Origin of the sequence: Pseudomonas sp. Z8(2022), from assembly GCF_025837155.1 — a bacterium.
GTDB lineage: Bacteria > Pseudomonadota > Gammaproteobacteria > Pseudomonadales > Pseudomonadaceae > Aquipseudomonas.
This window is the reverse complement of the sequence record NZ_CP107549.1, coordinates 251982-275694: the sequence shown is the minus strand read 5'-3', so window position 1 is coordinate 275694 and position 23713 is coordinate 251982. Positions and strand designations below refer to the sequence as shown.

The 23713-nt window shown below is 63.6% G+C and carries 18 protein-coding genes; 9 read left to right on the top strand and 9 right to left on the bottom strand.

The annotated features are described in order from the left end of the window. Positions 1-182 precede the first annotated feature (182 nt). The 3 genes from OEG79_RS01220 to OEG79_RS01210 form a co-directional block, all read right to left on the bottom strand. A complete protein-coding gene (locus OEG79_RS01220) occupies positions 183-1688 on the bottom strand; it encodes a methyl-accepting chemotaxis protein (RefSeq protein ID WP_413247533.1) in 1506 nt (501 codons plus the stop codon). A gap of 444 nt (positions 1689-2132) precedes the next feature. Continuing rightward, positions 2133-3209, bottom strand: coding sequence for an FAD-dependent oxidoreductase (locus OEG79_RS01215; protein WP_264147073.1), 1077 nt, complete (start codon positions 3207-3209; stop codon positions 2133-2135). After that, positions 3206-4219, bottom strand: coding sequence for an AraC family transcriptional regulator (locus tag OEG79_RS01210; protein WP_264147072.1), 1014 nt, complete (start codon positions 4217-4219; stop codon positions 3206-3208). Before OEG79_RS01210 ends, OEG79_RS01215 begins: the two co-directional genes overlap by 4 nt. 103 nt (positions 4220-4322) lie before the next feature. Between OEG79_RS01210 and OEG79_RS01205 the strand changes: the two genes are divergently transcribed. Together OEG79_RS01205 and OEG79_RS01200 are read left to right on the top strand one after the other, a co-directional pair. Further along, the gene (locus OEG79_RS01205; protein ID WP_264147071.1) at positions 4323-5381 is read left to right on the top strand and encodes a fatty acid desaturase; all 1059 of its coding nucleotides are present in this window, start codon (positions 4323-4325) and stop codon (positions 5379-5381) included. Between the two features lie 158 nt (positions 5382-5539). Next, positions 5540-8419, top strand: a complete 2880-nt coding sequence (locus OEG79_RS01200) for an EAL domain-containing protein (RefSeq protein ID WP_264147070.1) — start codon at positions 5540-5542, stop codon at positions 8417-8419. Here OEG79_RS01200 and OEG79_RS01195 read toward each other — a convergent pair. The 3 genes from OEG79_RS01195 to rpmB all read right to left on the bottom strand — a co-directional run bounded on the left by OEG79_RS01195 (position 8407) and on the right by rpmB (position 10271). Then, on the bottom strand, positions 8407-9621 hold the full coding sequence (locus tag OEG79_RS01195; RefSeq protein ID WP_264147069.1) for a response regulator: 1215 nt from the start codon (positions 9619-9621) through the stop codon (positions 8407-8409). The genes OEG79_RS01200 and OEG79_RS01195 overlap by 13 nt on opposite strands. A 247-nt stretch (positions 9622-9868) precedes the next feature. Next, complete coding sequence (gene rpmG, locus OEG79_RS01190) at positions 9869-10024, bottom strand: 50S ribosomal protein L33 (protein ID WP_003457707.1); 156 nt, start codon at positions 10022-10024, stop codon at positions 9869-9871. A 10-nt stretch (positions 10025-10034) separates the two neighbouring features. Further along, entirely contained in the window at positions 10035-10271 is a 237-nt protein-coding gene (gene rpmB / locus OEG79_RS01185; RefSeq protein ID WP_003242523.1) for a 50S ribosomal protein L28, read from the bottom strand. A gap of 345 nt (positions 10272-10616) precedes the next feature. Between rpmB and OEG79_RS01180 the strand changes: the two genes are divergently transcribed. After that, complete coding sequence (locus tag OEG79_RS01180) at positions 10617-12188, top strand: ABC transporter substrate-binding protein (protein ID WP_264147068.1); 1572 nt, start codon at positions 10617-10619, stop codon at positions 12186-12188. Positions 12189-12208: 20 nt separating this feature from the next. Here the strand turns inward: OEG79_RS01180 and radC are convergent, their stop codons facing one another. Both radC and OEG79_RS01170 read right to left on the bottom strand, forming a co-directional pair. After that, entirely contained in the window at positions 12209-12883 is a 675-nt protein-coding gene (radC, locus tag OEG79_RS01175; RefSeq protein ID WP_264147067.1) for a RadC family protein, read from the bottom strand. Positions 12884-13139: 256 nt separating this feature from the next. Beyond that, positions 13140-14308, bottom strand: a protein-coding gene (locus OEG79_RS01170) for an IS3 family transposase (RefSeq protein WP_264145293.1) whose coding sequence is annotated in 2 segments (ribosomal slippage) — positions 13140-14047 and positions 14047-14308 — 1170 coding nt in all. Because the reading frame shifts where the segments join, the coding sequence is not laid out codon by codon here. A gap of 952 nt (positions 14309-15260) precedes the next feature. Here OEG79_RS01170 and ltrA point away from each other — a divergent pair. The 6 genes from ltrA to OEG79_RS01140 all read left to right on the top strand — a co-directional run bounded on the left by ltrA (position 15261) and on the right by OEG79_RS01140 (position 23087). Then, on the top strand, positions 15261-16994 hold the full coding sequence (gene ltrA, locus OEG79_RS01165) for a group II intron reverse transcriptase/maturase (protein ID WP_264147066.1): 1734 nt from the start codon (positions 15261-15263) through the stop codon (positions 16992-16994). A gap of 207 nt (positions 16995-17201) precedes the next feature. Then, a complete protein-coding gene (gene coaBC / locus OEG79_RS01160; protein ID WP_264147065.1) occupies positions 17202-18410 on the top strand; it encodes a bifunctional phosphopantothenoylcysteine decarboxylase/phosphopantothenate--cysteine ligase CoaBC in 1209 nt (402 codons plus the stop codon). Between the two features lie 2 nt (positions 18411-18412). After that, a complete protein-coding gene (gene dut / locus OEG79_RS01155; RefSeq protein WP_264147064.1) occupies positions 18413-18868 on the top strand; it encodes a dUTP diphosphatase in 456 nt (151 codons plus the stop codon). A 1229-nt stretch (positions 18869-20097) separates the two neighbouring features. Further along, the gene (gene algC / locus OEG79_RS01150) at positions 20098-21492 is read left to right on the top strand and encodes a phosphomannomutase/phosphoglucomutase (protein ID WP_264148656.1); all 1395 of its coding nucleotides are present in this window, start codon (positions 20098-20100) and stop codon (positions 21490-21492) included. Positions 21493-21516: 24 nt separating this feature from the next. After that, the gene (argB, locus tag OEG79_RS01145) at positions 21517-22422 is read left to right on the top strand and encodes an acetylglutamate kinase (RefSeq protein ID WP_264147063.1); all 906 of its coding nucleotides are present in this window, start codon (positions 21517-21519) and stop codon (positions 22420-22422) included. A 218-nt stretch (positions 22423-22640) separates the two neighbouring features. Further along, positions 22641-23087 (top strand): acyl-CoA thioesterase, encoded by a 447-nt coding sequence (locus OEG79_RS01140; RefSeq protein ID WP_264147062.1) that lies wholly within the window; start codon positions 22641-22643, stop codon positions 23085-23087. A gap of 3 nt (positions 23088-23090) precedes the next feature. Here the strand turns inward: OEG79_RS01140 and OEG79_RS01135 are convergent, their stop codons facing one another. Beyond that, on the bottom strand, positions 23091-23693 hold the full coding sequence (locus OEG79_RS01135; RefSeq protein WP_264147061.1) for a DUF4124 domain-containing protein: 603 nt from the start codon (positions 23691-23693) through the stop codon (positions 23091-23093). Positions 23694-23713 lie beyond the last annotated feature (20 nt).

Sequence of the window (23713 nt, the reverse complement as noted above, 5' to 3'; positions counted from 1 at the left end):
TCGGGACGCGGTAGAGCGGAACATGGACGTGGCTGGCCGGGGAGATCATGGTTTGGCAGCCTCGCACAGGGTTTGACGTGCGTTAAATCGGGTTTTTCATACGCTTGGTTATGCGCTGACTAAACAATCGAACCCCTCACGCTCACCCGCCCATGACGCGGCGGGCAGAACCTGTATCGCCCTCACGGCTCCGGGCGATAACCCAGACGCATACCCCCCCAGTGCCGCCCGCGTACCATGATCGGCACCGACAGATCGTGCATCAGCTCGCCGGTATCGCGCATGTAGGTCTGCAGCAACAGCCCCTGCGTGTGGCTGCCACACCGTAAGCCGGTACGGTCGTTGAACAGGCGCTTGCCGCGACTACGGGCGGCATCCACCGCCGGGTCGCCGCTGGGCGGATGGTTGAACGCGGCGTTGTGAGTCGGCACGTAGCCTTCCGGGGTGGTGGCAATGGCGAAGACCAGACCCTCGTGGCGCTTGAGCAGCGGTTCCTGCAAGGCCGGCAGCACCTGATCGGCGTACTGGTCGAAGCGCGTGCGGTACTTCTGTGGCTGGGTGCCGGCGATCGGCTGGTAATTGCGGTCGAACAGATCGTCGAGGCTGATGCGGCCACTCTGCAGATCCTGCTCGAACTGCGCGGCGATGGCGGCTGCGCCTTCACGGGCCAGGTCATAGGCACGCTGGTGATAGTCATCCAGCCCCACCTCGGCGAGCTGCTCGCTGACCGTCTCGGCCTGACCGACCAGTTGTTCGGCCGCATCAGCCAGTTGCCGCGTCTGCCCCTCGCTGCCCTGTACGTCGTCCTGCAACTGCAGCGCAGCTGCCGACAGACTGGCCAGACGCTGGTGATTGTCGGCGGTACCGGCGCTGATCTGCGCCACCTGCTGCTCGACCTCCTCGGCCTGGTCGGCAATGCCGTGCAGATGGCTGCCAGCGCTCTCGATCTGCTGCGCAGCCTGCTCCAGCTCGACGCTCTGACGCTGGATGTGAGCGACCACCGCCGTGCTCTGCTGGCGGATGTCGGCGATCATCTGGCTGACTTCCTCGGTGGCGCTGGCGGTACGCGCGGCGAGGTTGCGCACCTCGTCGGCAACCACGGCGAAACCGCGGCCCATCTCGCCGGCCCGGGCGGCCTCGATGGCGGCGTTGAGCGCCAGCAGGTTGGTCTGGCTGGCGATGGACTGGATCACCTGAGTGACCTGCTCGATCTGTTCGGTGCGGCTGCCCAGGCCATCGATCAGCTCGCGGCTGGCCAGGGTCTGCGCACTGAGCTGCTGCATGCGCGCGATGGCCTGGTTGAGTTCGGCCTGGCCGTTGGCGCTGGCTTCACGCACGTGCCGCGCAGCAGCCAGCGTGTGTTCGGCACGCGCAGCGCTGTCCTGCTCGGTATGGGTGATGGCCTCGGCCGCCTGGCTGACCTGCTGCACCGCAGCCAGTTGCGACTGCAGGCGCCCGGCCAGGTGCTTGACGGCATGAGCCACCCTGGCAGCGGACAGCGCGTTGTGACAGGTATGCCGCGACAGGCCGCGGCTGAGTTCGGTGAAATCGCTAACCGCACCTTGCCGTGCGACAGGCGCAGCATCGTCACGGCGCTGCCAGGGCCCGAGCCAGGGCCACAGCGCCAGCAACAGAAAGGACGGCACGCTGACATAGGCCGGCAGCTGCACCTGCTGGTAGACCAGCATCAGCGCGGCCAGGCCGAGAGCATGAAGAAGACAGGCAACGGGTGAACGGACAAAGGCAGCTTGCATGACCGACCTCAGAGTTCTTGTTCTGGTGCGCGACGAGGCGCTGTAGGCGGACGGGGTCACGACGGATTCTCTCCTGGAATATCCCGCGCAACCTGTACGGCAGGCTACGCGTACGAAAGGCCCGACGAGAAACAGCCGTATGCAGACCGGGCACCATGACCGGGATTCGAGCAGTTTGGAAGCGCCGGCACCATGAAACTTTGGTAGCACACTGCCATGAATTTAGACGGTCAGTTCCCCGGTTGCTGATCGCACGGATTCTCAATCCAACCTTTGGTAGAAGCCCATTGACTGTATCGACGCCTAACCGGGCGACATGAGTGGTCTTGGTGAAAAATCACCCAATTTTCGATTCCCTGCCCCGGCTGTCCGCGCCTGCTACCCGACCATGCGATGGCGTTTTACGAAACGCTGGTCCAACCAGTCCTTGCAGTGCCCGTAAAGGCGCCCGCCGCCACTCCAGTCGTGCCAGCCGAGCAGAGCCCCACCATCACCGGTGGCCAGCAGGGCAACGTTCTGCCATTGCGCCCGGTACTGGCGTAGCGGCCGCCCCGTCAGTGCAGCCTGGAGGTTGGCGCCGAGGACCGGCGCCTGACGCACCGCGAAGCGGCCGCTACGGCGCATGCCGTCAAGGCTGGCACTGTCGCCAACGGCGAAGACCTGCGCATGGGACTCGCTCTGCAGGGTCGGACGAATAGCGATGAATCCGCCTGCATCGCTGGCCAGCTGGCTGGCCGTCAGCCACGGCCAGGGTCGCGCACCACTGGCCAGCAGCAGGCGCCGCCCGCGCCATACGGGTTCATCGCCGCTAAGCAGCCAGTCGTCCTCGATACGGCCGATCGGACAATGTTCTCGCACCTGCACGCCGCGCTGACGCAGATGACCCAGCGCGCGCAGGCGCAGTCCCGGTGCCAGCCCGTCGAGCAGGGTGCCGCCACAGAACAGCGCCAGCGCCGGTAACTGGTCGGCCAGGGCCAGGGCCAGCTCTACGCCGCCGGCTCCGCCACCGAGAATGGCCATGCGCCGCGGCTCGGCCTGCCACTGCTGCCAGCCTTCGAGCAGCTTGTCGATGGGTCTGGCGGCCAGCACCTGCATGGCGTCACCCTGCTGCGGCGGAATGGCCATGCCGGAACCGACATTGAGCGACAACCACTCGCCGTGCAGGCGGCGCCCATCTTCGAGTTGCAGGATCCGCGCATCGGCATCGAGCGCAGCGATCTCGCCCTCGATCAGATCGACCTTGGCCGCGCGGCACAATGGCTGCAGCTCCACGCGGCAATCGGCCGGGCTGAACCGGCCGCTGATCAGCCCCGGCAACATGCCGGCGTACCAGGCCTCGGGACCGAGACTGAGCAAGGCGATGCGCCCCGGCGGTCGCTCCACCAGCGCCCAGCGGCGCAACACACCCAGATGGGCATGGCCGGCCCCGGCCAGGATCAGGTCGTACTGGGTCATGCGTCGCTGCTTCCATCGCGGTACTGGCTCGGCGTCTGCCCGGTCCAGCGCTTGAAGGCCCGGCCGAAGCTGCTGCTGTCGCTGAAGCCGAGCAGGTAGGCGATTTCACCGATCGAACAGCGCGGGTCGCGCATATGCCGCAGCGCCAGGGCATGGCGCGTCTCACCGAGCAGCACCTCGTAACTGGTGCCCTCCTCGGCCAGATGGCGTTGCAGACTGCGCAGGCTCAGATGCAGCGACTGGGCAATACGCTCGGCTGAGGGCTCGCCATCGGGCAGCTGCGCCTCGAGACAGCGGCGCACCCGCTCGCTGCAACTGGCGGCCTGCAATTGCTCCAGGTTGCGCCTAAGTACCGTCTCGTTGTGTTCGGCCAGCTCCGGGTTGCCGTCATCCAAACGCTGCTCGAATGCCTCGCGGGGAAAACGCAGCAGGCTCTCCTCGGCATCGAATTGCAACGGCGCACGAAACACCGCCTGCCAGGGCGCCGGGTCGGCCGGATGCGGACGCTGCAGCTGCACCAGCAACGGCGAGAAATCCCGGTTCAGACGGTTGCGGCAGCTACGCACGTAGATCGCAGCGAAGGCGTCCAGCGCTTCGGGCGCCGGTGCCGGGCTGCCCGCTGGTACACGAAAGCGAAATTCGTAGGCGCTGTCTGTCTGGCGCAGCTCCAGCTGCAGTGCGTCGCTGACCACACGGTGATAGCGCACGATGCGCTCGAACATCTCGCGCAGGCTGCTGCTGGCGATCAGCGCATAGCCCAGAGCGTGAAAGGTGGTCGGGCTGACGAACTGCGAGGTTTTCAGGCCCAGCGCCGGATCGCCGCTGGCGGCCACCGCCAATTGCCACAGACGCGTGGTCAGCGACAGCGGACAGCGTGCATTGGGATCGTCGAGCAGCGTCGGGTCAAGCCCCGCCTCGCGGCACAGGGCGGCGCTGTCGAGCCCGATGGCATCGAGCTGCTTGCGCAGTGCGCGGGTCCAGCTGGCCAGGGTAGTGGGTTCGGCGGTCATGCAGATTGGCGTATCCGGTAGGCAGGTTGGCGTGCACGGTCGGGCGCTCTGACGACCGTAACGGCACAGTGAAGTCACAGCCCAATAACAAGAGGATGTCGGCATGTCCCCTTCTCCCGCAAGCCTTACTGACCAGCAGCGCGCGGCTTGTATCCGCGAACAGGTGATGGCCCACGGCAACGCCCTGCGCCAGCGCTACCCGATCCTGCAGCATCAGGACGCCCTCGGTGCCGGTATCCTGGCCTTCGCCCTGCTCGGCATGCTCGGCTCGGCAGCGCTGTACATCGACGGCCACCTGGCCTGGTGGGCCTGTCTGCTGCTCAATGCCTTCTTCGCCTCGCTAACCCACGAGCTGGAGCACGACCTGATCCACTCGATGTACTTCCGCAAGCAGCCACTGCCGCACAACCTGATGCTGGCGCTGGTCTGGCTGGCGCGACCGAGCACCATCAATCCGTGGGTGCGCCGCCAGCTGCACCTGAACCACCACAAGGTTTCCGGCAGCGAAGCCGACATGGAGGAGCGCGCCATCACCAACGGCGAGCCCTGGGGCATCGCGCGCCTGCTGATGGTCGGCGACAACATGATGAGCTCGTTCATCCGCTGGCTGCGGGCGAAGAATCCCGCGCATCGCCGGCTGATCCTCAGCCGCACGCTGAAGGTCTATGCGCCGCTGGGGCTGCTCAACTGGGCGACCTGGTACCTGTTCCTCGGCTTCCACCTGCTGGACTGGGCCAGCGCCACCCTCGGCGCGCCGATCGCCTGGTCGGCCACTACGCTCAGCGTGATGGCCATGGTGAACGTCGCCGTGGTGGTGCTGGTTGGCCCCAACGTGCTGCGCACCTTCTGCCTGCACTTCGTCAGCTCCAACATGCACTACTACGGCGATATCGAGCCGGGCAACGTGATCCAGCAGACCCAGGTGCTCAACCCCTGGTGGCTGTGGCCGCTGCAGGCCTTCTGCTTCAACTTCGGCAGCAGCCATGCGATCCATCATTTCGTGGTCAAGGAGCCCTTCTACATCCGCCAGCTGACCGTGCCTTTCGCCCATCGGGTGATGCGCGAGATGGGCGTGCGCTTCAACGATTTCGGCACCTTTACCCGTGCCAATCGCTGGACTCGCCAGCAAAAGGTGACCGGGGAGCAAGCCCGCGCGGCATGATCGGAGCGCTCTGCATCAGGCGATACCCGGGGGATGAGACTCGTCGCGCAATCATTGCGCCATTGGTCGGCTAGAATTCACCCGCGCGCCCGACTGCTCCCAGACCAATAGCGTCCACCGGACCAAGGCGCCCTCGTAGTAGCCATGAGGCGCCCAGGATGCTTCGAACGCTTCGCTCCCTGTTCGTGCTGCTCTGCCTGACCTGCACCCTGCCGGCCTGGGCGGGCAGCGCGTTGCCGCTGCTGAAGCTGGACACGGCCGACCTGGCCGCGCCGGTAAGCATCGAACACAGCCTGCTGCTGGAAGATCCCAGCGGCCAGCTGACGGCCGCCGAGGTACTGCAGCGCATCGGGACGGAAGGCCGGCAGATCCGCGGCACCGCCCGCATTGGCTACACGCGCAGTGCCTGGTGGCTGGCGGTGCAACTGCAAACACCGCCGACCGAACGCCTGCAACTGATCATCGGCCAGGTCTTCCTCAAGGACCTGGAGGTCTGGCTGTTCGCTGGCGGGCAGCCACTGGGCCCGGTATACAGCGGCTCCAAACGGCCATTTGCCGAGCGCGGCGAACCCTATCCGCAGTTTCTGCTCAACCTGCCACAGGTCAGCGCCGGCCCGTACAGCCTGCTGCTGCGTGTACAGAGCGATTCGGCGATCAACCTGCCGCTGCAGCTGGTCGGCACCCAGCAGGGCCAACAGCTGATTGCCCACAGCTGGCTGCAAAGCGGCCTGCTGGTCGGCGCCCTGCTCGCCCTGGCGCTGTTCTACCTGATCAAGTACAGCACGCTGCGCGAAGCGCAACTGGCCTACTTCAGCCTTACCTCGCTGTGCGTGGCGCTGTACAACGCCAGCCTGTACAGCCTGGCCGGGCTGCTCTGGCCACAGTGGCCGCTGCTGCCCAGGTTGCTGGTCAACCTGTCCACTGCGGGCATGATGATCTTCAGCTCGCTGTTCATCGCCAGCGCGCTCGGACTGCGCCTGGGACGCCTGCGCTGGCTGCGCGATGCCCTGTTCACCGCCACCCTGGCAGTCAGCGTGGGTGGCCTGCTGGTCGATCAGCCCTACACCTACCAGACGCTGAATGTGCTGATTCTGGCCACCGGGCTCTATCAGATACTGCTGATGGTGCTCGGCATCACTCAGCGCCGGCCCTATGCGCCCGGCTACCTGCTGTGCTGGAGCGCGGCGCTGGTGCTGATGCTGCTGGTGCCGCTGAGCCGCGTCGGCCTGATCCCGTTGCCCGACGGCTACTACGCGCTGTACGCCTACCTGCCGGCGCTGAGCATGCTCCTGTTCGGTGCCCTGCTCGACAAGCAGCTGGAACGCGTGCGCCGTGTGCTGCTGAGCAGCCAGGCGCAGGCCATCGACAACCTGGAGCAGTATCAGGCGCTGTTTCGCCATAGCGGTGAGGGCATCTTCCGCTGCCGCCGCGACGGCCGGCTGCTGGAAGCCAACCCTAGCCTGGCGCGCCTGCTCGGCGGCGAAAACCTGCCGGAGGACCTGGACAATCTGTCCCTGCAGCGCCTGGTAGGTGAAACGCAGTGGCGCTGGCTGCTGCAGCAGCTTGACGAGCAGGCCGGCGCGGTCAGCTGCGAGTGTGAGCTGTACGACCTGGCGCAACATTCGCGCTGGGTCTATCTGTCACTGCATCTGCGTCCGCACCAGGATGTCATCGAAGGCATCGTGGTCGACCTCAGCGAGCGGCGCGCCCTGGAAGAACGCCTGCAGGAGCTGGCAGCCCACGACGCCCTGACCGGCCTGCTCAACCGCCGCGAACTGGAACGGCTGCTCTCGGAAACCCTCGGCGGTACCGCCAGACGGCGCTTCAGCCATCTGCTGCTGCTGGGACTGGATCGTTTCAAGCAGGTCAACGACCTGTTCGGCCACTCCGCTGGCGACCAGTTGCTACGCCAGCTGGCCAACCAGCTGCTGCACCAGATGCCGCGCCATGCCGAGCTGGCACGTGTCGGTGGCGACGAATTCGCCGTGCTGCTGCGCGAGATCGACGACGCCGCAGCCCTGGAGCAGGCCGAGCATTTGCGACAGGCCGTCGAACAGTTCGTCTTCACCTGGCAGGGGCGACCGTTCCGCCTGCACGTCAGTATCGGCATGCTTGCCCTGAGCTCCGGCGTCCGCGACTGGGAAACCGCGCTGAACTGGGCCAGCAGCGCCAGCCAGCTGGCCAAGCATCAGGGACGCAACCGCGTGCAGCAGTTCAACCCGGCCGACGGCGCCCTGCTCGAACATCAGCGCCAGCTACAGTGGATCACCCGCCTGCGCGAGGCCACTGAACGCGGCCATTTCGAGCTGTTCTTCCAGCCGGTGCAGGCGCTGCAGAGTACCGCCGCCGGCCTGCATTACGAAGTGCTGCTGCGTTACCGCGCCCCGCAGAGTGGCGAATGGATCAGCCCGGCACAGTTTCTCGACGCGGCGGCGCGCTACGACTTTCTCGGCGCCATCGACCGCTGGGTGATTCAGCACCTGTGCACCTGGCTGGCGGCCAATCCACGCCACCTGGCGCAACTGGCTCAGGTCAACGTCAACATCAGCGCCTGCTCGCTGCTCGACTCCAGCTTTCACCAACTGCTGCAGGACGAGTTGCGGCGCCATGGCCTGCCGCCGGGCAAGCTGTGCATCGAAGTGACGGAAATGGTTGCCCTGGGCGAGCTCGGCGTCTCCGCACAGTGGATCGAGGAACTGCGCGGCAAGGGGCTGAAGGTCGCACTGGACGATTTCGGCAGCGGCTTCGCTTCCTACGCCTACCTGCGTCATCTGCCACTGGATATCCTCAAGATCGACGGCAGCTTCATCAGCGGCATCGAGGACGACCCGATCAACCAGGCCATGGTCGGTTCGATGCGCCAGATCGCGACACAACTCGGCCTGGTCACCGTCGCCGAGTTCGTCGAGACGCAGGCCGGTCTGGACTGCCTGCGTCGCCTGGGCATCGACTACGCCCAGGGCTATTTCGTCGGCCATCCGCAACCCCTGCACCAGTTGGCCGACGACCACCGCCAGCCCAGTGCTCAGGATCGCTGATACAGCTCCGCCGGCAGGCGCCTGAGCAGCGCCAGATCGAGACGCAACAGGCGCACGCAACGCGCCTCGGCCAGGCTCTCCGGCTGCGCACCGGCCGGCAGCGCCAGTAGCAGGCCGCTGAGGTTGAGCACCAGCGCCTCGCGCGAGAACACGCCGCTGCCCAGGCCATGGAACGCGGCGATCAGCTCGCGCAGACCGAACGGCAGACGCCAGCGGATACGCAGGGCCGAACCGAAGCTCGCCGCCCGGGCACGCATCACCTGCTCGATCTGCTCGCCGCTCAACTCGCCGCCTGCATCCAGCCAGTCCTGCAGACTGCGCAGCAAGGCCAGTTCGCCCAGGTTGTGCAGCAGACCGGCGGTGTAGCACAGCTCGGCATCGAGCTTCAGTTCGACTGCCAGCCAATGGGCCAGGTCGGCACTGCGTCGGGCCTGCTGCCAGGCATGGGTCGCCAGCTCGGCCAGGCGCGGGTCGCGCAGCTGGGCATTACGCTGCAGGGCCAGCCCCAACACCAGGTTCAGGGTGCGTGCCACACCCAGGCGATGCAGCGCCTGCGCCAGTGTCTGACAGGGCGTGCCCTGGTGCTGTGCGGCGGTACTGGCAGCAGCGATCAGCAGCGCGGTGATCTGCGGGTCGCTGCCGAATACCGCCGCCAGTTCGCCCAGGTCCTTTTCGCCGGCCTGCAATCCCTGACTCACGGCAGTGCGCACATCGCTGAGCAGTGGCGCCCCCTGCCCGGCCTCACGCACCGTATCGAGAAAGTCGCGCAGATCACTGACCAGCAGCGGCTGAGACAGCACCACCGCATTCTCTGGCGCCGGCATGAGCGTGCGCAGGCGCTGACGCAGACTCTCGGCATTGAAGGGTTTGGCCAGATAGGCGCTGGGCGCCAGCGGCCGCGCGGCACGCACGCTGCTGGCGTCGAGCCGCCCACTGATGAGCACGAACGGCAGTGCCGGCGTACGCGGATGGCGACGGAGCTGGCGTAGCAGCTCCAGACCATCGAGACCGGGCAGCTCGCCGTCGGCGATCACCAGGTCAGGCAGCCTGCGCTTGCAGCGCGCCAGTGCCGCCTGCCCGTCGCTGACCTGCAGCACGCGGGCATCGCCGCGCACGTCGAGCACCAGTTGTTGCAACAGGTTGGATGTCCAGGGGTCCGCTTCGGCGATCAGAACTTCCAGACAATGAGCTGAAGCGGTCATGCAAACCTCTGGGCAAATATCGAACGGGAGCCCGGATCCCAAGTGCCCATGTCAGTAAAAGCTGATGGATGAGTCAGTTTCAGGGTAACGCTGAAGTCTAAACGCCATCATGATGATGAGGTAAGTCACAGTTGGTCGAGTTGCACGAAAACAGCCGCGGCGATAGGTCGCGCCGGTCCGTAAACCGATGGCCCGCGGGCAAAAAAAAGCCCGCCATAAAGGCGGGCTTCTTCAGGCAGCCGATCAATTACTTGATCTTGGCTTCCTTGTAGATCACGTGCTTGCGTACGACCGGATCGAATTTCTTGATTTCGATCTTGTCGGGGGTGGTGCGCTTGTTCTTGTCGGTGGTGTAGAAGTGGCCGGTACCGGCGCTGGACACCAAACGGATCAGTTCACGCATGACTCTCTCCTTAAACCTTTTCGCCGCGAGCGCGCAGCTCAGCCAGCACTACGTCGATGCCACGCTTGTCGATGACGCGCATGCCTTTGGCAGATACGCGCAGACGTACGAAGCGCTTCTCGGACTCGACCCAGAAGCGATGGTGCTGCAGGTTCGGCAGGAAACGACGACGGGTTTTGTTGTTTGCGTGGGAAATGTTGTTCCCGGTTACCGGACCCTTACCGGTAACTTGACAGACTCTCGACATGCCTCAGCCCTCTAAAACCACATGCCCAACCCGGCATGGGTTGGCCGCTTAAACTCAATGTCATTGGCGCTCGGCGCCGCGTTTCTCGAGGGTCTTACCGGGCGCGCTGGATAGCGCAAGAACCGGGCCCCTAGAAAAGAGCGCTGCTTTATACCAGAAAGCCCAGAGAGCAACAAGGAAAAGTGCAGGATAAAACACAAGCCCGGACAAGCAGACCAGCCGGGAGCCGGCCCCTTGGGGCTTGATCAAGATTTGACCGCTCGTCGCCTCGGCCCGGTATTCAGCGCCAGGCAAATCGACTAGGGTTGCAGGTTCGCCGTCAACGTCCGGAATGAGGAGTCAACCATGCGCCTGCTGTTCGCCACTCTGCTGTGCACCCCGATTCTGGCTCAGGCCGCAACTCTCAGCGTTTGTACCGAAGCCAGCCCGGAGGGTTTCGACGTGGTGCAGTACAACTCGCTGACCACCACCAACGCCTCGGCCGACATGCTGATGAATCGCCTGGTGGAGTTCGACGCCGAGCAGGGCAAGCTGCTGCCGAGCCTGGCGAGCAGCTGGACGATATCCGATGACGGTCTGGTTTACGACTTCACGCTACGTGACGACGTGCAGTTTCATCAAAGTGGCGACTTCACCCCCAGCCGCAACCTCGACGCCCGGGACGTGCAATTCAGCTTCCAGCGCATGCTCGACGAACAGCACCCCTGGCACCAGGTTGCCGCCAGCGGTTATCCACACGCGCAGTCGATGCAGTGGCCCAGCTTGATCGCCAAGGTCGAGGCGCCGGATGCGCACAGCGTGCGCATCACCCTGAACCGCCGCGACGCCACCTTCCTCGCCACCCTGAGCATGGGCTTCGCCTCGATCTACTCCGCCGAGTACGCGGACAAACTGATGGCCGCCGGCACCCCGCAGAAGCTCAACAGCGCGCCAGTGGGCAGCGGCCCGTTCGTCTTCGAACGCTTCCAGAAGGATGCCGTGGTGCGCTATCGCGCCAACCCGGACTATTTTGCCGGCAAGCCGGGCGTGGATCGGGTGATCTTCGCCATCACCCCGGACAGCAACGTACGCCTGCAGAAGCTGCGTCGCGGCGAATGCCAGATCGCCCTGTCACCGAAACCGCAGGACGTCCAGGCCATCGCCGGCGACGCCAGGCTCAAAAGCGCACAGACCGCCGCCTTCATGACCGCCTTCGTCGGCATCAACAGCCAGCACCCACCGCTGGACAAGCCGCAGGTGCGCCAGGCGATCAACCTCGCGTTCGACAAGGCCAGCTACGTCAAGGCCGTGTTCGAGGGCAGCGCAGAACCGGCCAGCGGCCCCTACCCACCGAACACCTGGAGTTATGCCGGTGAACTGCCCGGCTACAGCCATGATCCCGAGAAAGCCCGCGCCCTGCTGAGCGAGGCCGGCCTGGCCGAGGGTTTCAAGACCACCATCTGGACACGCCCAAGCGGCAGTCTGCTCAACCCCAATCCCAGCCTCGGCGCGCAGCTGCTGCAGGCCGACCTGGCCAAGGTCGGCATCGATGCGGAAATCCGCGTGATCGAATGGGGCGAGCTGATCCGCCGCGCCAAGGCCGGCGAACACGACCTGCTGTTCATGGGCTGGGCCGGCGACAACGGCGATCCGGACAACTTCCTCACCCCGCAATTTTCCTGCGCCTCGGTGCAGTCCGGGCTGAACTTCGCGCGTTACTGCGACGAAGCGCTGGACAAGCTGATCGCGGACGGCAAGGCCAACAGCGACCAGACCGAACGCAGCCGCCTCTATCTGCAGGCGCAGAAAATCATTCAGGAGCAGGCGTTGTGGCTGCCGCTGGCCCACCCCACCGCCTTCGCCCTGCTCAGCGACAAGGTGCAGGGTTACAAGGTCAGCCCGTTCGGCCGCCAGGATTTCTCACGGGTTACATTCTGAGCATCTGACGACCTCTGACCCTACATCCAGCCCAGCTCGGCCATGGACAACGGCTCGCCGTCGCCAACGATGAAGTGGTCGAGCACACGCACCTCAACCAGCGCCAGCGCATCCTTGAGCCTCTGGGTCAGTACGCGGTCGGCCTGGCTGGGCTCGGAAACGCCCGACGGATGGTTGTGGGTAAGGATGACCGCCGCGGCGTTGTTGGCCAGCGAACGCTTGACCACCTGCCGGGGATAAACGCTGGCGCTGTCGATGCTGCCGCGAAACAGCACCTCGAAGGCCAGCACGCGGTGTTTGGCATCGAGAAACAGGCAGCCGAACACCTCATGCGGTTCGTGGCGCAGCTGCGCCTTGAGGTAGTCGCGCACCGCCTGCGGGCTCTCCAGCGCGGAGTCGCGGCGCAGGCGCTCGGCCAGATGGCGCCGCGACATCTCCAGCACTGCCTGCAGTTGTGCGTATTTGGCCGGGCCCAGACCGAGGTGCTGGCTGAAACCGGCCAGGTCGGCTTCGAGCAGGGCCCTGAGACTGCCGAATTCGCTGAGCAGATGGCGCGCCAGATCCACCGCACTCTTGCCAGTCACTCCGGTGCGCAGGAAGATCGCCAGCAGTTCGGCATCGGTCAGCGACGCCGCCCCCTGTTCCAGCAGTTTTTCCCGCGGACGCTCTGCCGCGGGCCAGTCGCGAATGCTCATCGGCACCTCCATGTCGAGCCAGGCGCCCGCTGCTTCCGTTGCGGGCCCTGTGCTATCGTAGCCCATCTTGTGCGACACGTTGACCGTGTCGTGCTTGGTTTGGTTAATGCGCCTAGGCACCTTAATCCCTTGCTATCAGGGGGTTTTAAGCCCGAAAAAGCATTCAACAAACCGGCTCAGCCTGGTTAATCCACACCCTGGAAACGCTTCGTTTTGGCGGGGATGGATAACAAAAGCTGTATCTGTTCTGTAGTGGTCAACAATTCCCGGACACAGAATTGAGTTTTTCTTCCGCAACCGCCGGCGGTACGAAGCCGTTGTGCTGATGCGGCCTTATCCAGTTGTACCGCTGCATGAGGTAGCGGCCGATGTCCTGCTCGGCCAACGCTGTCGTCATGTAACCCACTGTCGGCACCCACTCCGTTTTCAGGCTACGAAACAGCCGCTCCATGGGCGAATTGTCGTAACAATTTCCCCTTCGGCTCATGCTCTGAATCATCCGATAGCGCCAGAGCCGTTGGCGGAAACCCCGGCTGCCATATTGGCTGCCCTGGTCGCTGTGAAACAGCACGCCTTGTGGTCTGCCACGCATCTCGTAAGCCCTGTCGAGCGCTTTGACGACCAGTTCCGCATCAGGCTTGGCGGACATCGCCCAACCCACCACTCTGCGGCTGTACAAGTCCAAGACCGCCGCCAGATAGCTCCATCGACCCTCTGCCCAGATATACGTGATGTCGCCACACCAGACCTTGTTTGGCGCAGCCACGGTGAACTTGCGATCAAGCACATTGGGAATGTCGGGGCGCTCGACCGTGGCCTTCTTGTACGCATGAGAACCGGGCTGTTTGCTGATCAGTCCTTGTTCCTTCATCAATCTTCTGACTCTGAAACGCCCGACGTTAACGCCTTCATCCCGCAGCATGGCAACCAGACTGCGACTGCCCGCTGAGCCACGACTTTGGTTGAACAGCTCGTTGACACGACTGCGTAGGTTCACTCGGCGGACATCGATATGACGCCGCCGGGCCAAGTGGGCGTAATAACAAGACCGGGGTAGCTCGAAGACTGAACACAACAGTTGAACAGGGTAGTGCTTTACCAACTGCCGAATCGACTTCAACGTCTGCGCCCGTGTTCCTCGGCCATCAAGAGCGCAGTGGCCTCCTTTAATATTTTCTTCTCAAGCTCCAGCCGGTTGATACGGGCCTGAAGCTCCTGAATGGTCTGCTGCTCCGGTGTGAGCGCCTTGGCAGTGGGCGTAACGCCCCCGCGCTCCAGCTGCAACTGGGTAACCCAGCGGCGCAATAAGCTCTCACCTACATCGAGAGATCTGGCGGCCTCGGGACAGCTGTAGCCTTGGTCGAGCACCAGGCTGGCAGCCTCTCGCTTGAAAGTCGGGGTGAAGGTACGTCGTTGTCTGCTCATCGAACACCTCTGTATGGCGAGCATTCTCGCCCTAAATGGGTGTCTGGGGTTAGTAGACCACTACATTCAAACCCTAAAATGGGTCAATGAGCGGTTACAGAAACAGGACAGTAACGTTCAGCTATCACCGAATTGTTACTAAAAATGTCTGACCCGAGGGTGAATTTGCCCTCCGGGCAGAACTCATCCTCGCAAGTCTGGCAGTGAGCCAATTCACCGTCGTGAGACGTTGGGGGGATGTTGAACCAAGCACGGAGCGAAAAGCTCCGAATCGCATTGCTCAACTTCGCTTGCATAGGAAGTACCGAGCCTGGCATGTACCTGCCAGTTCATTAGATCGGCATGCGTCAGGGGCCAACCCTGGGGTGTGAAGCCCGATTAACAATGTCTCGCTCTTATGAGGGTGTTATCCGGTGACGGAGAACGCTATACGTCCGAATTGCACGGACGTAACGAGGCTAATGACCCAACCCGCATGGCTAACGCATGTGAATCGTCGCCTGAACCTTCGTAACTACGGATAGGCCTACGGCAATTATTGGCCTTAGCCAAAATCGGCATAGTAGTCGGACAGCGCAGTGGGATGATGCGCTGCGGTACCAATACGACTACCGGGGGAAAGACGAAGCCTAAACGGGGAATAGATGCGACTCGGGGAACGTGGCAATCCCGACCACTCGCCTGCCCAGCAACATCGGGCAGGCAGGCAAACCGCAAGGGGCGCTGATGGGTGTGGGGAATGGGAGGATGCAAGAAGCGAACGGTCGCCTGTAACGGGTGGCATACCGGTTGGAACATTACCGGCAGGGGATAACTCTGGCTGACGTGCATCTGGTCTACGAGCGCAAAAACAGCCGCTGATTCCAGCGATAACCAAAAACGACCCTATGGGCGAACTACTGCCCATAGGGGAGTAGTCCGTCCTGAGTGTCGTTCATCTCGGGAGGACTGTATGAAAACGCAACCAGCAACACCGGAAGCGTCTGCGTCCTCAGGCGGAGGGGCGAACTGGCACGATCTCGATTGGGCCAAAGTTCAACAATCCGTTCGGAGAACGCAGCTGAAGATTGCGCAGGCAACACGGGAAGGTAACTGGCGCAGGGTTAAACGCCTGCAACGGATGCTGACTCGCTCGTTTTACGGTCGCTGCTTGGCTGTAAGGCGAGTCACGGAGAACCGGGGTCGCAAGACTCCGGGCGTCGATGGAGAAACCTGGGGTACGCCCCTAGCCAAGTTCCATGCCGTGAAACGTCTGTCGAAACAACGAGGCTATCGGCCCAAACCGCTACGGCGGGTCTGGATACCGAAGCCCGGCAAGCAGGAAAAGCGCCCACTGGGTATCCCGACGATGTTGGATCGGGCCATGCAAGCGCTGTATCTGCAAGCGTTGGAGCCTGTAATAGAAAGCACCAGCGATCCGAAAAGTTATGGCTTCCGGCCTGACCGCTCGACCGCTGACGCCATGGTTGAACTCTTCCACCTGTTGTCGCCCACCGTGGCGCCGACCTGGATTCTGGAGGGGGACATCAAAGGCTTCTTCGACAACATCAATCACGAGTGGCTGTGCCGAAATGTCCCGATGGACACGAAGGTGCTGCGCAAATGGTTGAGAGCCGGGGTCATCGACCGGCGACAACTCATGGCTACGGAAGCCGGGACGCCACAGGGCGGGATCATCTCGCCCTGTCTGGCCAACGCCACCCTGAACGGCCTGGAAACTCAGTTGAAGCGCCACCTGGCGAAGAAGCTGGGAATCAAGAAGGCCGAGAAGACCAAGGTGCAGTGTGTACGGTATGCGGACGACTTCGTGATCCTGGCGGCTTCGAAAGAGCTGCTGGAGGAAGAGATCAAGCCCTGGGTAGAGCAATTCCTGTCAGCACGAGGGGTTGAGCTGTCCCGGGAGAAAACGCACATCACGCACATTCACCAGGGCTTCGATTTTCTGGGGTGGAACTTCAGGAAGTACGTGCCGAAGTCACCACGCAGGAAGGCCAAACTGCTGATCAAACCCTCGAAGAAGAACGCCTCGGCGTTCTATCGGAAGGTACGCGAGATCATCAAAAGCAGCGGGGCTATGACGCAGGAAGCGTTGATCGGCCAACTGAACCCGGTACTGAAGGGGTGGGCGCAATATCACTCCCCGGTCGTGGCAAAGGAAACCTTCAGCAAGCTGGATCACCTGATCTTTTGGCGAATCTGGAGGTGGGTGAAGCGTAGGCATCCGAGGAAGTCAGCTGACTGGATCAGGAATAAATACTTCCGATCCATAGGCGGGCAGAGCTGGGTGTTCGCGTACCCCTACAAGAATGGTAAGGGAGAAAAGCAGTACCGCCGGCTATACCTGTTGGCGGGAACCGCAATCGTGCGCCACAAACGTCTTCCGGGGGACTACAACCCCTACGACGCGGAACACGAACTGAAGTGGGAGGCACTGAGAGTCCAGCGAATGCAGCACAAGCTGCGTTATCGAGGACAAATTCTCAGCCTCTTCCGCAGACAGCGGGGTGTTTGCGCCTCGTGTGGGCAAGCGGTGAGCAAGGAAACCGGATGGCATGACCATCACGTCATAAGACGTGTGGACGGCGGTTCGGACAATCTGCAAAACCGCGTATTGCTTCATCCAAACTGCCACGCGCGGCTTCATAGCCAGCAAAAAGATACACCTCTACGGTTTAGCGGTTTATAGCTGTAGAATCCGACGCACCTCCGTACGTTGCCGGCCAAGCTACTTGGTTTCACGTAGGCTTGAGCCGTATGCGGTGAAAGCCGCACGTACGGTTCTTAGGGGGGGATGGGCCAGCAATGGCCTATCCCTACCCGACTTTACACGGGGCCGGCCTGGGGAGGCGTTGGTCACGTGGCGCACATCCACCGTTATATAAAAGGCAGGCCTATGCAGCGGCTGTATCGCAAACGCATCATCGTCGGCGTGGGAGGCGGTATTGCTGCCTACAAGAGCGCCGAACTGGTTCGCCGCCTCAAGGATCAAGGCGCTGAAGTCCGCGTGGTAATGACCCAGGGCGGACGAGAGTTCATTACCCCGCTGACCCTGCAGGCGCTGTCCGGCCACCCCGTCCACCTCGATCTGCTGGACCCGGCCGCCGAAGCCGCAATGGGTCATATCGAGCTGGCACGCTGGGCCGACCTGGTCCTCATCGCCCCCGCCACCGCCGATCTGATCGCGCGCCTGGCCCAGGGCGTTGCCAATGATCTGCTGACCACCCTGGTACTGGCCACCGATGCGCCGATTGCCCTGGCTCCGGCGATGAATCAGGCAATGTGGCGCGACGACGCCACCCAGGCCAACCTCGATCTGTTACAGCAGCGCGGCATGCGCCTGTTCGGTCCGGCATCGGGCAGTCAGGCCTGCGGCGACGTCGGCCTCGGGCGCATGCTCGAACCCACCGACCTGGCCAGTCTCGCCGCCGACTGCTTCCAGCGCCGGGCGCTGGAGGGTCTGCACGTTCTGATCACCGCCGGCCCGACCCAGGAAAACATCGACCCGGTGCGTTACATCACCAACCACAGCTCCGGCAAGATGGGTTTCGCCCTGGCCGAAGCCGCTGCCGAAGCCGGTGCGAAAGTCACCCTGGTCAGCGGCCCGGTGCACCTGCCGACACCGGACCGGGTCAGCCGCATCGATGTGGTCAGCGCCCGCGACATGCTCGCAGCCTGCGAAGCGGCGATGCCCTGCGATGTGCTGATCGCTGCCGCAGCAGTGGCCGACTACCGCCCGGAAGTGGTCGCTCAGCACAAATTGAAGAAGGACCCCACCAGCGGTGAAGGGATGCTCCTGCAAATGGTGCGCAACCCGGATATTCTCGCCACCATCGCCGGCCGCGAGGATCGCCCGTTCAGCGTGGGATTCGCCGCCGAGACCGAGAACCTGCTCGAGTACGCCTCGCGCAAGCTGCGCGACAAGAATCTCGATCTGATCGTTGCCAATGATGTGGCCAACCCCAGCATCGGCTTCAATAGTGAAGAAAACGCCATCACCGTGATCGACCGCGGACTGCAGCAATTCAGTTTCGCCCAGACCAGCAAGGGCAAGATTGCCCGCCAGTTGATCACCCTTATCGCCGAACGACTGAACAAGAACTGACCATGCACGCACTGCAAGCCAAGATCCTCGACCCCCGCCTCGGCCAGGAATTCCCACTGCCGCAATACGCCACGCCCGGTTCGGCAGGCCTTGATCTGCGCGCCATGCTCAAGGAGGAAGTCGTCCTCGAACCCGGTCAGACCGTGCTGCTACCTACCGGCCTGTCGATCTATATCGGCGACCCGGGTCTGGCGGCGATGATCCTGCCGCGCTCGGGCCTCGGCCACAAACACGGCATCGTCCTCGGCAATCTGGTCGGCCTGATCGACTCGGACTATCAGGGCGAGCTGATGGTGTCGTGCTGGAACCGCGGCCAGACGCCGTTCACCATCGCCATCGGCGAGCGCATCGCCCAGCTGGTGCTGGTGCCGGTGGTGCAGGCGCATTTCGAACTGGTCGAGCACTTCGACGAAACCCAACGTGGTGCGGGCGGCTTCGGCCACTCCGGCAGCCACTAATTCATCCCGTCACAGGACGACCCGCCGAGGAGCACCACGTGAAACTCTTCAAGCGTAGCGCCAAGGAAGCCGACACTGCCGCCAGCCTGGTGCCGAACGAGCCCAAGAGCAAGGCAGCCAAACCCTCGCTGGGCCCACTTCTGCCAGGCCTGGTTGCGGCCCTGATAGGCGTCGGCGCAGCTGGTGCGCTGCTGTGGTTCGCCGACAGCAGCAGCAGTCAGGCGCGCCAGGCCGAGCTGGCCCAGGCCATCGGCAACAATCAGGCCGCCGCGGTGCAGCAGGCACTCAAGCAACTGCACGCCGACAGCCTGGCCGCTGCACGCAACCCGAAATTGCTGCAGGCCCTGCAAAGCGGCAACAACCTGCAAATCAGCGAGGCAGAACGCAGCCTGAGCTACTGGGATGGCGTGATCGACGCCCATCTCAACCGCCGCGGCGAAGCGGTACAGAACACCACCCGCGCCGCGCCGATGAACTTCGCCGGCCTGGACATGCTGCGTCGCGCCGAAAGCGGCCAGCAACCGGCCATCGAGGCATACCGGGTCGGCCAGCGCTGGCTGGCCTACAGTGCCGTGGCCCTGCGCGTCAGCGAAAATCAGCCGGCACAGGGTACGCTGCTGCTGGCCTTCGATCTGCAACGCCTGCTCGCAGCCCTGCCGGCACTGCCGCCGGAATACGGCCAGGTGCAGCTGATCCAGCAGTTCGCCAACACCCCGGCACAGGTGCTGCTGCAACGCGGTCAGCCCGGCGAAGACGCTGCGCAGACCTTTGCCACCAGCAATCCGCACTGGAAGATCAGCTTCACCCCAGGCCCGGGCCTGGCCCAGGGCAGCATCGCGCCCGCGATGCTCGGCCTCGCACTCCTGATTGCCCTGGGTGGCGCGGTGATCGGCCTGGTCCTGGTTCAGGGTGCCCTGCAACGACGCGTCAATGGCGACGCGCAGCAGCTCGGACAAATGCTGAAAGAACTCTCTGCCGGCAAGAACGTCAAAGCCTTCAGTCTCAGCGTGCCAGCACTCAATGCGCTGGCGCAGAGCCTGGCGCGCTTGCCGCGTCGCAGCCCCGAAGGCAGCGCTACACCCGCCAAAGGAACAGTCGTGGCCGCAGCCGCTCAGCCGGCCACCAAACCTGCCGAGCTGGTCGACCCGCTGTTTCAGGACACCGATATCCTCGATATCGACATTCTCGATGAAGACCAGGATCTCCTGGGACTGGAGCAGAGCCCCGCAATGAGCACTAGCCAAAGCGCCCCGAAACTTCCCGCCGACATCTTCCGTGCCTACGACATTCGTGGCGTGGTGGGCGACACCCTGACCGCCGAATACGCCTACTGGATCGGCCGCGCCGTCGGTTCACAAAGCCTCGCCCAGGGCGAGCCCAACGTCATTGTCGGCCGAGACGGCCGTCTCTCCGGCCCCGAGCTGCTGCAACAGCTGGTACAGGGTCTGCTGGACTGCGGCTGCCAGGTCACCGACGTCGGCATGGTGCCGACCCCGGTGGTGTACTTCGCCGCCAACGTCCTCGAAGGGCGCTCGGCGGTGATGCTCACCGGCAGCCACAACCCGCCCGACTACAACGGTTTCAAGATCGTCATCGCCGGTGACACCCTGGCCAACGAGCAGATCCAGGCGCTCAAGGCCCGTCTGGACAACAACGACCTGGCCAGCGGCGTCGGCAGCGTGCAGCAGGTCGACGTACTGCAGCGCTATTTCAAGACCATCCGCGACGACATCGCCCTGGCCAAGCCCCTGCGCGTGGTGGTGGACTGCGGCAATGGCGCCGCGGGCGTGATCGCCCCGCAACTGATCGAAGCACTGGGCTGCAGCGTGATCCCGCTGTTCTGCGAAGTGGACGGTACCTTCCCCAACCACCACCCGGACCCCGGCAAGCCGGAGAACCTGGTCGACCTGATCGCCCGCGTCAAATCCGAGAATGCAGACCTGGGCCTGGCCTTCGACGGCGACGGCGACCGCGTCGGCGTGGTGACCAACACCGGCACCATCGTCTACCCGGACCGCCTGCTGATGCTGTTCGCCAAGGACGTGGTCTCGCGCAACCCGGGCGCCGACATCATCTTCGACGTCAAATGCACCCGCCGCCTGACCCCGCTGATCAGTGGCTACGGTGGCCGCCCGGTGATGTGGAAGACCGGCCACTCGCTGATCAAGAAGAAGATGAAGGAAACCGGTGCCCTGCTGGCTGGCGAGATGAGCGGTCACATCTTCTTCAAGGAGCGCTGGTACGGTTTCGACGACGGTATCTACAGCGCCGCACGCCTGCTGGAGATCCTCAGCCTGGAAAAACGCAATGCCGAGCAGGTGTTCAGCGCCTTCCCCAGCGACATTTCCACACCGGAAATCAACATCAAGGTCACCGAGCAGACCAAGTTCGGCATGATCGAGCGCCTGCAGCGTGAAGGCCAATGGGGCGAGGCGAACATCACCAGCATCGATGGTGTACGCGTCGACTATCCCAAGGGCTGGGGCCTGATCCGCGCTTCCAACACCACGCCGGTGCTGGTGCTGCGCTTCGAAGCCGACACCCAGGAGGAGCTGGAGCGTATCCAGGACATCTTCCGCACCCAGCTGCTCAAGGTCGCCCCCGACCTGCAACTGCCATTTTGACCGATTTGTTCCAGGAGCCCCTGCATGACCCTCGAGCGTGACGCCGCCGCCCAGGTTGCCAAGGTACTGTCCGAAGCCCTGCCCTATATTCGCCGCTTCGTCGGCAAGACCCTGGTGATCAAGTACGGCGGCAACGCCATGGAGAGCGAGGAACTCAAGCAGGGTTTCGCCCGCGACATCGTGTTGATGAAGGCGGTCGGCATCAACCCGGTGGTGGTGCATGGTGGCGGCCCGCAGATCGGTGATCTGCTCAAGCGCCTGTCCATCGAAAGCAATTTCATCGACGGCATGCGCGTCACCGACACCGCCACCATGGACGTGGTGGAAATGGTGCTCGGCGGCCAGGTCAACAAGAGCATCGTCAACCTGATCAACCAGCATGGCGGCAGTGCCATCGGCCTGACCGGCAAGGACGCCGGTCTGATCCGCGCGCGCAAGCTCAAGGTCAGCCGTCAGACGCCGGAGATGACCCAGCCCGAGATCATCGACATCGGCCATGTCGGCGAGGTCACCGGGGTCAATACCGACCTGCTGAACATGCTGGTCAAGGGCGACTTCATCCCGGTCATCGCGCCCATCGGCGTCGGCCCGGCCGGCGAGTCCTACAACATCAACGCCGACTTGGTCGCCGGCAAGGTGGCCGAAGCGCTGAAAGCCGAGAAGCTGATGCTGCTGACCAATATCGCCGGCCTGATGAACAAGCAGGGCGAAGTCCTGACCGGCCTGAACACCGAGCAGGTCAACGAGCTGATCGCCGACGGCACCATCTACGGCGGCATGCTGCCGAAGATCAAATGCGCGCTGGACGCTGTGCAGGGTGGCGTGAACAGCTCGCACATCATCGATGGTCGTGTACCCAATGCCGTGCTGCTGGAGATCTTCACCGACATCGGCAACGGCACCATGATCAGCAACCGCAAGCGTCCTTGAAAGCAGGCCGCTAACGCGGCCTTCTGGCGACCCTCTCCCGCTCGCTGGCGACCAGGCCGGGGCGTGGAGTGGGAGAGCGCCACACATCCAGGGTGAGTCTGGCCAGCGCCACCAGCCATCGACCGCGCTTATCTCCCCCCATCCGTGTTGCGTCTCGAACTTGCCGCGACAGCGCCCAACAAGCACGCTCACCAGGCCACCCTGATAAAGGATCGCCCATGAGCAGCACGCCCGACGCCAGCCAGTTCACCTTCTTCCATTCCCTGCGCGTGCGCTGGGCCGAAGTCGATCCGCAGAGCATCGTCTTCAACGGTCACTACCTGACCTACGCCGACGTCGCCATCACCGAATACTTCCGCGCTCTGGGCGTCGCCTACCCGGCCGATCTGGCTCAGGATGGCGGCGACTTCTTCGCCATCCGTACGCTGCTCGAATACCGCGCCCCGGCGCGCTTCGACGATCAGTTGCAGATCGGTATCCGCAGCGCTCGCCTGGGTCGTTCAAGCCTGACGTTCGCTCTCGGTATCTGGCGCGACGGCGAACTGTTGACCAGCGGTGAAATCGTCTACGTGCACGCTGACGGCGCGACACGCAGCAGCACACCGCTACCGCAGTGGCTCAGAGAAAAGATCGAAGGTTTCGAGAGGACTGCGCCGCAGAGCTGAATGCTAGGGCTTGCTCTGCGACTCGCCAAACAGTTCGGCAAGCCGTGCACGATCGGCGGCGAAATCGGCATCGGCGCGGGCGCGCACTTCCTTGTAACGGGCGATATCGCGCTGCAGGCGGCGCTGCTCTTCCTTGAGGTTGTTGATCTGCACCAGCAGATGCTCCGGTACCTGGCGTCCGGCACGCTCATGGTCGGCAGCCTGGCTCTGCAGGTTGGCCTGCTGGGTGCGCACCGACTGCAGATTGCCGCGGGCGACGTTGGTCACGCTATCGAGCTCCGCCAGCTTGCGCTCACGGGCGCGGTCAACGTCATCAAGATTGGTGTATAGCCGCAACAGCTGGGCATCGCTGTTGGCGCGGGCCTTGTCCGCCTGCATGCGGGCGAACTCTTCCGGTGTCGGCGCCGGCGGGATCACCCGTATCACACGGCCCTGATCGTTGAGCACCTCGTAACCCTTGCCGATGAACTCGGGCGGTACGCCCTGACGGCTGAGTACCGTCACGCCCTTGTTATCGACGTAGCGATACAGCTCGGCAGCCACTCCAGACAACGGCAACAGCAGGCTACAGAGCAGCGTACAGCGGGTCAGGAGCGGTGCAGACATAGAACGACCTTGTGCTAGGG

Excerpts from the sequence above, each read along its gene's own strand:
- OEG79_RS01220 (WP_413247533.1), bottom strand. The coding sequence starts at position 1,688 with ATGCTGGTCTACCAGCAGGTGCAGCTGCCGGCCTATGTCAGCGTGCCG.
- OEG79_RS01215 (WP_264147073.1), bottom strand. The coding sequence starts at position 3,209 with ATGACCCAGTACGACCTGATCCTGGCCGGGGCCGGCCATGCCCATCTG.
- OEG79_RS01210 (WP_264147072.1), bottom strand. The coding sequence starts at position 4,219 with ATGACCGCCGAACCCACTACCCTGGCCAGCTGGACCCGCGCACTGCGC.
- OEG79_RS01205 (WP_264147071.1), top strand. The coding sequence starts at position 4,323 with ATGTCCCCTTCTCCCGCAAGCCTTACTGACCAGCAGCGCGCGGCTTGT.
- OEG79_RS01200 (WP_264147070.1), top strand. The coding sequence starts at position 5,540 with ATGCTTCGAACGCTTCGCTCCCTGTTCGTGCTGCTCTGCCTGACCTGC.
- OEG79_RS01195 (WP_264147069.1), bottom strand. The coding sequence starts at position 9,621 with ATGACCGCTTCAGCTCATTGTCTGGAAGTTCTGATCGCCGAAGCGGAC.
- rpmG (WP_003457707.1), bottom strand. The coding sequence starts at position 10,024 with ATGCGTGAACTGATCCGTTTGGTGTCCAGCGCCGGTACCGGCCACTTC.
- rpmB (WP_003242523.1), bottom strand. The coding sequence starts at position 10,271 with ATGTCGAGAGTCTGTCAAGTTACCGGTAAGGGTCCGGTAACCGGGAAC.
- OEG79_RS01180 (WP_264147068.1), top strand. The coding sequence starts at position 10,617 with ATGCGCCTGCTGTTCGCCACTCTGCTGTGCACCCCGATTCTGGCTCAG.
- radC (WP_264147067.1), bottom strand. The coding sequence starts at position 12,883 with ATGAGCATTCGCGACTGGCCCGCGGCAGAGCGTCCGCGGGAAAAACTG.
- ltrA (WP_264147066.1), top strand. The coding sequence starts at position 15,261 with ATGAAAACGCAACCAGCAACACCGGAAGCGTCTGCGTCCTCAGGCGGA.
- coaBC (WP_264147065.1), top strand. The coding sequence starts at position 17,202 with ATGCAGCGGCTGTATCGCAAACGCATCATCGTCGGCGTGGGAGGCGGT.
- dut (WP_264147064.1), top strand. The coding sequence starts at position 18,413 with ATGCACGCACTGCAAGCCAAGATCCTCGACCCCCGCCTCGGCCAGGAA.
- algC (WP_264148656.1), top strand. The coding sequence starts at position 20,098 with ATGAGCACTAGCCAAAGCGCCCCGAAACTTCCCGCCGACATCTTCCGT.
- argB (WP_264147063.1), top strand. The coding sequence starts at position 21,517 with ATGACCCTCGAGCGTGACGCCGCCGCCCAGGTTGCCAAGGTACTGTCC.
- OEG79_RS01140 (WP_264147062.1), top strand. The coding sequence starts at position 22,641 with ATGAGCAGCACGCCCGACGCCAGCCAGTTCACCTTCTTCCATTCCCTG.
- OEG79_RS01135 (WP_264147061.1), bottom strand. The coding sequence starts at position 23,693 with ATGTCTGCACCGCTCCTGACCCGCTGTACGCTGCTCTGTAGCCTGCTG.